This is a genomic window from Streptomyces sp. NPDC001292 (genome assembly GCF_042896465.1).
Taxonomy (GTDB): Bacteria; Actinomycetota; Actinomycetes; order Streptomycetales; family Streptomycetaceae; genus Streptomyces.
Genome location: NZ_JBIAXG010000095.1, coordinates 1 through 9496, shown reverse-complemented (window position 1 = coordinate 9496; position 9496 = coordinate 1). Strand labels below are relative to the sequence as shown.

1 protein-coding gene is annotated in these 9496 nt (G+C 74.0%); it reads left to right on the top strand.

The annotated features are described in order from the left end of the window. The coding region (locus ACFY4A_RS41885; protein ID WP_390834568.1) for an amino acid adenylation domain-containing protein at window positions 1-9496 on the top strand (9496 nt) is incomplete at both ends.

Genomic DNA, 9496 nt, shown 5'->3' with positions numbered 1-9496 from the left:
CCCGTCGAGGAAGTCCTGTGCGGGCTGTTCGGCGAGGTGCTGGGCCTGGAGCTGGTCGGCGCGGAGGACTCGTTCTTCGAGCTCGGCGGCGACTCCCTGCTGGCGACGCGTCTGATCGTGCGCGTCCGCTCGGTGCTCGGCGCCGAGATCGGCATCCGGGACGTGTTCCAGGGGCCCACCGCCGCGGAACTGGCCCGGCTGGTCGACGGGTTGCGGACCGCCGGGGCGCGGGCGCCCCTGGTCGCGCGGGAGCGGCCCGAGGTGCTGCCGCTGTCGTTCGGCCAGCAGCGGATGTGGTTCCTCAACCAGCTGGTGGAGGCCGGCGCGGGCGCGGCCTACAACGTGCCGCTGGTCCTGCGTCTGTCCGGCGCGCTGGACCTGGCCGCGCTGAAGGCGGCCCTGGACGACGTGGCCGACCGGCACGAGAGCCTCCGTACCGTCTTCCCGGAGGTCGACGGCGTTCCGCGGCAGAGCCTCCTGGAGGGCGCGGCCGGCCGCCCCGAGTTTCGCCTGCGTACGGTCGGGGAGTCCGGTCTGCACGTCGCGCTGGCCGCCGCGCTGGGCCAGGGCTTCGACCTGGCCCGCGAGCTGCCCTGGCGGGTCGAGCTGCTGACGTTGTCCGACGCCGAGCATGTGCTGATCGTGGTTGCGCATCACATCGCGGTCGACGGCTGGACGATGGGCGTCCTGGCCCGGGACCTGCGGACCGCCTACGCGGCCCGGCTCGCGGGCGGAACGCCCGGGTGGCCGCCGCTGCCCGTCCAGTACGCCGACTACGCGCTCTGGCAGCGCGAGGTGCTCGGCGAGGTCACGGACCCGGACAGCCTCGTCAGCGCCCAACTCGCCCGCTGGCGCGAGGCGCTGGCCGACCTGCCGGACCAGTTGACCCTGCCGACGGACCGGCCGCGGCCCGCGGTCTCGTCGTTCCGGGGCGGGTCGGTCCCGGTCGAGCTCGGACCGGAGGCGCACGCGGGCCTGGTGCAGGTGGCGCGGCAGGGCTCGGCGACCGTGTTCATGGCCGTGCAGGCCGCGCTGGCGATGCTACTGGCCCGGCTGGGGGCGGGCGCCGACCTGCCCATCGGGACCGCCGTCGCGGGACGCGGGGACGGCACGCTGGAGGACCTGGCGGGCTTCTTCGTCAACACGCTGGTGCTGCGGACGGACGTCGGCGGCGACCCCACGTTCGCCGAGCTGCTGGCCCGCGTCCGCGAGACGGACTTGGCGGCCTACGCCCACCAGGATCTGCCGTTCGAGCGGCTGGTGGAGGATCTCAACCCGGCCCGGTCCCTCGCCCGGCATCCGCTGTTCCAGGTCATGCTGGTCCTGCAGAACGTCCCGCCCGCGGACTGGGATCTGCCGGGCCTGACCGTTCAGGCCCTGGACGAGAGGGATCTGCCCGACGAGGCCGTTCCCGCGCGGGTCGACCTGACGGTCAGCCTGGCCGAGCACCGCGACGACCAGGGTGCGCCCGCGGGGATCGCCGGCGACCTCCAGTACGCCGTCGATCTGTTCGACGGGCCGACGGCCCGCGCGCTGGCCGACCGGCTGGTGCGGGTGCTGGAGCAGGTCGCGGCGGATCCGGCGCTCCGGCTCAGCGAGGTCGACGTACTGGTCGAGGGCGAGCGGTCCCGCGCCCTGGTCGAATGGAACGACACCGCCCGGGAGATCCCGGCCGCCACTCTGCCCGAACTCTTCGAGGCCCAGGTGGTGCGTGCCCCCGACGCGGTCGCGGTGGTCGGCGGTGACGTCACGCTGACGTACGCGGAACTGGAGACGCGGGCCAACCAGGTGGCGCACGCGCTGATCGGCCGGGGCGTGGGTCCGGAGGACGTCGTCGGCGTGCTGATGGAGCGGTCGGCCGACGTGGTCGCGGTGCTGCTCGGCGTGCTGAAGTCGGGCGCGGCCTACGTGCCGATCGATCCCGGCTACCCGGCCGAGCGGGTCGGCTTCATGCTGGCCGACACGAGTTTGGCCCTGGTGCTGTGCACCAGCGGGACCGCGGAAGCCGCCGCCGGGTTCCCGCGACTGCTCCTGGACGACCCGTCGACGGCGGCGGAACTCGCGGCCCGGCCGGCGACCGCGCCGACCGACGCCGACCGTGTCGTACCGCTGCGTCCGGCCCATCCGGCGTACGTGATCTACACGTCCGGGTCGACCGGGACGCCGAAGGGCGTGGCGGTCGCGCACGGGGGCCTGGCCAACTTCGTGTCCTGGCGGGTGGCGGACTACGGATGGGGGCCGGGCGACCGGGTCCTGCAGTTCGCCTCCGTGTCGTTCGACGTGTCCGTCGCCGAGATCTTCCCCGCGCTGGCGGGCGGGGCGACGCTGTGCGTCGCGCGGCGCGACGGCGACGCGCTGCTGGAGCTGGAGAGGCTGGCCGTCAACGCCGTCACGTTCACTCCGAGCGTCCTGGAGTCGATCGTCGGGGACGGCGACCGGGCCGCGACGGTGCTGGGCGACATCGAGCACGTCGTCCTCGGCGGCGAGGAGTACGGCTCCGAGCTGGTCCGCCGGTGGGCGGCGGGCCGCACGTTCCACAACGAGTACGGGCCGACCGAGGCCACGGTCGCGGCCACCTCGTGGACGGCGCCGGACGAGGCGCCGGACGCGGTGTCGCTGGGCGGTCCCCTGACCAATGTCCGGGTGTACGTCCTGGACGAGTTCCTGCGTCCGGTCCCGCCGGGCGTGGTCGGCGACCTGTACGTCGCCGGAGCCGGACTGGCGCGCGGCTACGTCCGGCGCGCGGGTCTGACGGCGGAGCGGTTCGTGGCCTCTCCGTTCTCGGAATCCGGGGAGCGGATGTACCGGACCGGCGACCTGGCGCGCTGGACCCCCGGGGGCGAGCTGCGGTTCGTCGGCCGGGTCGACGACCAGGTGAAGATCCGCGGCTTCCGGATCGAGCTGGGCGAGATCGAAGCCGTGCTCGCCGGACACGGGAGCGTCGGCCAGGTCGCGGTGATCGCCCGCGAGGACCAGCCGGGCGTGAAGCGCCTGGTCGCCTATGTCGTACCCGCCGAGCGGGACACCGCGCATGACGCCGGGCAGCACTTCGACGGCGGCGCGCTGCGCGAGCACGCCGCCAGGTCGCTGCCGGACTACATGGTGCCGTCCGCCGTCGTCGCGATGCCGTCCCTGCCGGTCACGGTCAACGGGAAGCTGGACCAGGCCGCGCTGCCGGCGCCGGCCCTGGGCGACGCCGTCGGCCGGGGCCCGGCGACGCCGCTGGAAGAAGTGCTGTGCGGCCTGTTCGGCGAACTCCTGGGGCTGGAACGCGTCGGCGCCGAGGACTCGTTCTTCGAACTCGGCGGCGACTCCCTGCTCGCGATGCGGCTGATCGGACGGATCCGGAAGGTCCTCGGCGCCGAGATCAACATCCGGCAGCTGTTCGCCGCCTCCTCGGCCGCGGCCATCGCCGGACTGGTGCAGAACGACCGCGGCGCCGTCCGGACCGGAGCGGTCGCGCGGGAGCGGCCCGAGGTGCTGCCGCTGTCGTTCGGCCAGCAGCGGATGTGGTTCCTGAACGGGCTGGAGGAGGCCGGCGCGGGCGCGGCGTACAACGTGCCCCTCGCCCTGCGGATGTCCGGCGAACTCGACGTGGCCGCGCTCGAAGCGGCCCTCGGCGACCTCGCCGACCGGCACGAGACACTGCGCACCCGCTTCCCCGAGACGGGAGGCGTGCCCCGCCAGCACATCCTGGAGGGCCCCGAGAGCCGCCCCAAGCTCCACGTCCGCGAACTCGCCGAGGACGAACTGCCCGCCGCGCTCGCCGAGGCCGCCGGCCGGCGCTTCGACCTGGCCCGCGACCTGCCCTGGCGGACCGAACTGCTGGTGCTGCCCGGCACGGAGTCCGTGCTGTCCCTGGTCGCCCACCACATCGCTGTGGACGGCTGGTCGATGGGCGTGCTCGCCCGGGACCTGCGCACCGCCTACGAGGCCCGTCGGCACGGCGGCCCCGCCGCGTGGCCGGCGCTGCCCGTCCAGTACGCCGACTACGCCCTGTGGCAGCACGAGATGCTCGGCGCCCCGGCCGACCCCGACAGTCTGATCAGCGCCCAGCTCGGCTACTGGCGCGAGGCGCTGAGCGGACTCCCCGAGGAACTGACGCTCCCGGTGGACCGCGGCCGGAGCGCGGTGCCGTCGTTCCAGGGCGGGTCGGTCCCGGTCGAGCTCGGCGCGCAGGCGCACGCCGACCTGGTGGACGTGGCGCGGCAGGGCTCTGCGACCATGTTCATGGTCGTGCAGACGGCGCTGGCGATGCTGCTGGCCCGGCTCGGCGCGGGCGCCGACCTGCCGATGGGCACCGCCGTCGCGGGACGCGGCGACTCGGCCCTGGAGGACCTGGCGGGCTTCTTCGTCAACACCCTGGTGCTGCGCACCGACGCCAGCGGCGACCCCACGTTCACCGAGCTGCTGGCCCGCGTCCGCGAGACCGACCTTGCGGCCTACGCCCACCAGGACGTGCCGTTCGAGCGACTTGTGGAGGATCTCAACCCGGCTCGCTCCCTCGCCCGGCACCCGCTCTTCCAGGTCATGCTGCTGCTGCAGAACCTGCCCGACCCCGCATGGGAGCTGCCCGGGCTGACCGTCCGGGCGTACGAGGCCGAGTCCCTGCCCGCCCGCTTCGACCTGTCCGTGACCCTCACCGAGCGCCGCGACGGGCACGGCGCCCCGGACGGCATCGGTGGAGACCTCTCGTACCCCACCGACCTGTTCGACGAGCCGACCGCCAGGGCGCTCGCCGGCCGGCTCGTCCGCGTACTGGAGCAGGTGGCGGCCGACCCGCAGGTGCGGGTCAGCCGGCTCGACGTGCTCGACGACGCCGAGTGGCGCAGGGTGGTCGAGGAGTGGAACGACACCCTCCGTCCCCTCCCCGCCCTGACGCTGCCCGAGCTCTTCCGGAACCAGGCGGCCCGCACGCCGGACGCCGTCGCGGTCACCGGCTCCACCGCGACCTGGACGTACGCCGAACTCGACGAGCGCGCCAACCGGGTCGCGCACTGGCTGACCGGCCGGGGCGTGCGCCCGGAGAGCCGGATCGGCGTGGTCATGGACCGGTCGCCCGAGCTGATCGCCGTACTGCTGGGCGTCCTCAAGGCGGGCGCGGCCTATGTGCCGCTCGACGCGGGACACCCCGTCGAGCGGCTGCGCGCGGTGGTCGCGGAGGCCGGGGTGTCGGTCGTGCTGGCCGACCGGGACCTCGACGGGCTCCCGACGACCGATGTGGCGGGCGTCCTTGCGACCGGAACGGCGGTGGATCCGGGGCTCGCGCTGTCGCCGGACAGCCTGGCGTACGTGATGTACACGTCCGGCTCGACCGGCGTGCCCAAGGGCGTCGCGGTCACCCACCGGAACGTCGTGAGCTTCATCCTCGACCGCAGCTGGGACGGCGACCTCGCGGAGCGGGTCCTGCTGCAGGCCAACCACGCCTTCGACGCCTCGACCTACGAGGTCTGGGCGCCGCTGGTGCGGGGCGGCGCGCTGGTCGTCATGCCGCCGGGCGAGGTGGACGCGGCCGGGCGCGGCCGGCTGATCGCCGAGCACGGGGTCACCAACGTGCATGCGACGGCGGGACTGTTCGGCGTGCTGGCGGAGGAGGCGCCGGAGATCTTCGCGGGGGTGCGCGAGGTGTCGACCGGTGGTGACGTGGTCTCGGCCTCGGCGATCCGGGCGCTGCTGGAGGCGCATCCCGGGCTGACGGTTCGCTCGACGTACGGGCCGACGGAGACGACCGCGTTCACCACGCAGATCGCCTACACGGTCGCGGATGCCGTGCCGGACGGTGTGCCCCTGGGGTACCCGATGGACAACAGCCGGTCGTACGTGCTGGACGAGTTCCTGCGCCCGGTGGCGCTCGGGGTGATCGGCGAGCTGTATCTCGCGGGCGCCGGGCTGGCCCGGGGCTATGACGGCCGACCGGGGCTTACGGCGGAGCGGTTCGTCGCGTGCCCGTACGGCGGCGGCGGTCGGATGTACCGGACGGGCGACCTGGCGCGCTGGTCGTCCGAGGGGCAGCTGCTGTTCGCCGGGCGTGTCGACGACCAGGTGAAGATCCGCGGCTTCCGGATCGAGCCCGCCGAGATCGAGGCGGTGCTGGCCGCGCACGGGAGCGTCGGCCAGGTCGCGGTGCTGGCCCGGGAGGACCAGCCGGGCGTGAAGCGGCTGGTCGCGTACGTCGTACCGGCCGACGGGGAGCTGGACGTCGACGTCGAGCTGCTCGGGGACCACGTCGCCGGAAAGCTGCCGGACTATATGGTTCCGGCGGCGATCGTGCGCCTGGAGACCCTGCCGGTCACCGTCAACGGCAAGCTCGACCGGGCCGCCCTTCCCGCCCCCGAGTTCGGCGGCACGGAAGGACGGGCCGCCGAGACGCCGACGGAAGCGCTCATGTGCGAGCTGTTCGCCGAGGTGCTCGGTCTGGAGCGGGTCGGCGCGGAGGACTCGTTCTTCGAACTCGGCGGCGACTCCATCATGTCGATGCTGGTCGTCGCCCGCGCCCGACGGGCCGGGGTGCTGATCACGGCCCGTCAGGTGTTCGAGCACCGGTCGCCCGCCGGGCTGGCGCGGGTGGCCGGCACAGTCGCCACCGCGGAACCGGCGGAGACGTGGACGCAGAGCACCGGACCGGTGCCGCTGACCCCCGCCATGCTCGAACTCGCCGGTCGGGCCGGGGCGGTGGCGCTGACCGGAACGCTGTCCCAGTCGATGCTGCTGGAGGTCCCGGCCGGACTGGACCTCGAACGGCTGCGTACGGCCGTACAGTCGCTGCTCGACCGGCACGCGATTCTGCGCTCGCGGCTGGAGTTCGCCGAGGGCGCGGGCCGGCTGGTGATTCCGGAGCCCGGCGCCGGGGCGAGGGCCGCAGAATGCGTGGTGCGCGCCAGGACGGACGAGGCGGACGCTGATGCGCCGGCGGAGGTGGAGCGTGCCGTGCGCCAACTGGATCCGCAGGCCGGGGCGATGGTGCGCGTGGTGTGGCTCGACGCCGGACCGGACGCGCCGGGGCGGCTGCTGCTCGTGGCCCATCACCTGGTGGTCGACGTCGTGTCGTGGCGGACGCTCGTCCCCGAACTGGCCGCCGCGTACGAGTCGGCGGCGGCGGACCGCGGCGAACCGGCGACCGGGACGCCGTTCCAGCGGTGGGCCCTGGCCCTCGCCGAACAGGCGGCGAGCGCCGAGCGGGAGGCGGAACTGCCCGACTGGATCCGGCTGCTGGACGGACCGGACGCGCTGGTCGCCGACCGTGCCCTCGACCCGGCCGTCGACACCGAGGGCGCGGGGATGCGACGGGTCGAACTCCGGCTGCCGGCGTCGGTGACGTCCGAGCTGCTGACGCGGCTGCCGGCCGCCTTCCATACCGGTGTCGACGATGTGCTGCTGGCCGGTCTGGTCGCGGCCGTGGAGGAGTGGCGGCGCGGCCGGGGCAGGGTCGATGCCGGCCCGCTGCTGGTGGATGGGGAGAGCCATGGCCGTGTGCCGCTCTCCGACGACATGGATCTGACGAGCACGGTCGGCTGGTTCACCAGCTCGCATCCGCTGCGACTGGACGCGGGCGGCGCCGATCACGCCCGGGTGCGCGCCGGGGGTCCGGAGGCGGGCCGGCTGCTGAAGCGGGTCAAGGAGCAGGTGCGGGCGGTACCGGGCGACGGCCTCGGGTACGGGCTGCTGCGGTATCTGAACCCGCAGACCGCGTCCGCGTTCGAGGGGCTTCCGTCGGCGCAGATCGGCTTCAACTACCTCGGCCGCGTCAGCCACGCCGCCGCCGACACGGCCGGGGGCAGCTGGCGGCCGGTAGGGGGCCTGGGCCTCGCGGGGAGGACGGACCCGCGCATGGCCGCCTCCCACGCTCTGGAGGCCGGCGGCCTGGTCACCGAGCTGCCGGACGGCCCCGAGCTGACCGTTTCGCTGGTCTGCCCGGTCGGCCTGTTCGACGAGGAGGCGCTGCGCCAGCTGACGTCCGGCTGGGCGGCGATGCTCACCGGACTGGCGGCTCATGCGGGGGAGTCCGGCGCTGGTGGTCACACTCCGTCCGACTTCCCGCTGGTCGCTCTCGGGCAGGACGAGGTGGAGGAACTGGAGGCGACGGTTCCGGGGCTGGTCGATGTATGGCCGCTGTCGCCGCTGCAGGAAGGCCTGTTGTTCCACGCCCGGTACGACGAGCGGACGCGCGACGTCTACGTCGAGCAGACCTTCGTCGACCTGGACGGCAGCCTGGACGCCGGCGTCCTCCGGGACTCGTGGCAGGCGCTGCTCGACCGGCACGCCAACCTGCGCACCGGCTTCCGGCAGCCCGCCGGGATGGAAAGGCCCGTCCAGGTCGTCGTCCCCGAGGTGGCGCTGCCCTGGCGCGAGGCGGACCTGTCCGGCCTGTCCGAAGCGGACGCCGAGGCCGAGGCCGGACGACTGGCCAAGGCGGAACAGTCCCGCTTCGACCTGGCGGCTCCGCCGCTGCTGCGGGTGCTGCTGGTGAGGCTCGGCGGCACGCGCTACCGGCTCTTCGTGACGCTCCATCACATCGTGCTGGACGGCTGGTCGCTGCCCGTCCTGTTCGGTGAGCTGTCGCAGATCTACGCGGCCCGTGGCGACGCCACGGGGCTGCCGCCGGTCACGTCGTACCGGGAGTACCTGGCGTGGCTGGGCCGCCAGGACAAGGACGCCGCACGGGAAGCATGGCGGGCGGCTCTGGCGGGCCCGTCCGAGCCCACGCTCGTCGGACCGATCGACCGGGGCGGCGAGCCGATGGCCCCGCGGACGATCGGCACGGCCGCCGATGCGCGGCTGAGCGAGGCGCTGCGCGACATGGCGCGCGCGCACGGTCTGACGCTGAACACCGTGATCCAGGGCGTGTGGGGTGCGCTGGTCGGGATGCTCGCGGGCCGGACCGACGTGGTGTTCGGCGCCACGGTCGCGGGCCGTCCGGCCGAACTTCCGGGCGTCGAGCAGATGCTGGGCCTGCTCATGAACACCGTCCCGGTACGGGTACGACTCGACCCGCGCCAGACGGTGAAGGAGCTGCTGACCGAACTTCAGGCGCAGCAAGCTGAACTGATGCCGCATCAGCACCTGGGGCTGGCCGAGATCCAGCGGATCGCCGGTGCGGGTGCGACCTTCGACTCCCTGCTGGCGTACGAGAACTATCCGCGGCACCCGGAGGGTCCCCTGCGGCTCGACGGCGTCACGGTGGGCGGGCTGGACGGCGAGGACGCGGCCCACTACCCGCTGTTCCTCGGCGTCGTCCCCGGCGACCGGCTGGAACTTCGGCTCGACTACCGGCCCGACGTGCTGGACGAGGCGACCGTCCGGGCCCTGGCGGGACGGCTGCTGCGGCTCCTGGAGCAGGTGGCGGCCGAGCCGCGGATGCGGGTGGGGCAGCTGGAGCTGGTTGACGCGGCCGAGCGGAGCACGGTCGTGGAGGAGTGGAACGACACCGCCGAGCAGCTTCCTGCCGTGACCCTGCCGGAGTTGTTCGCGGCGCAGGTGGTGCGGACGCCGGAGCGGG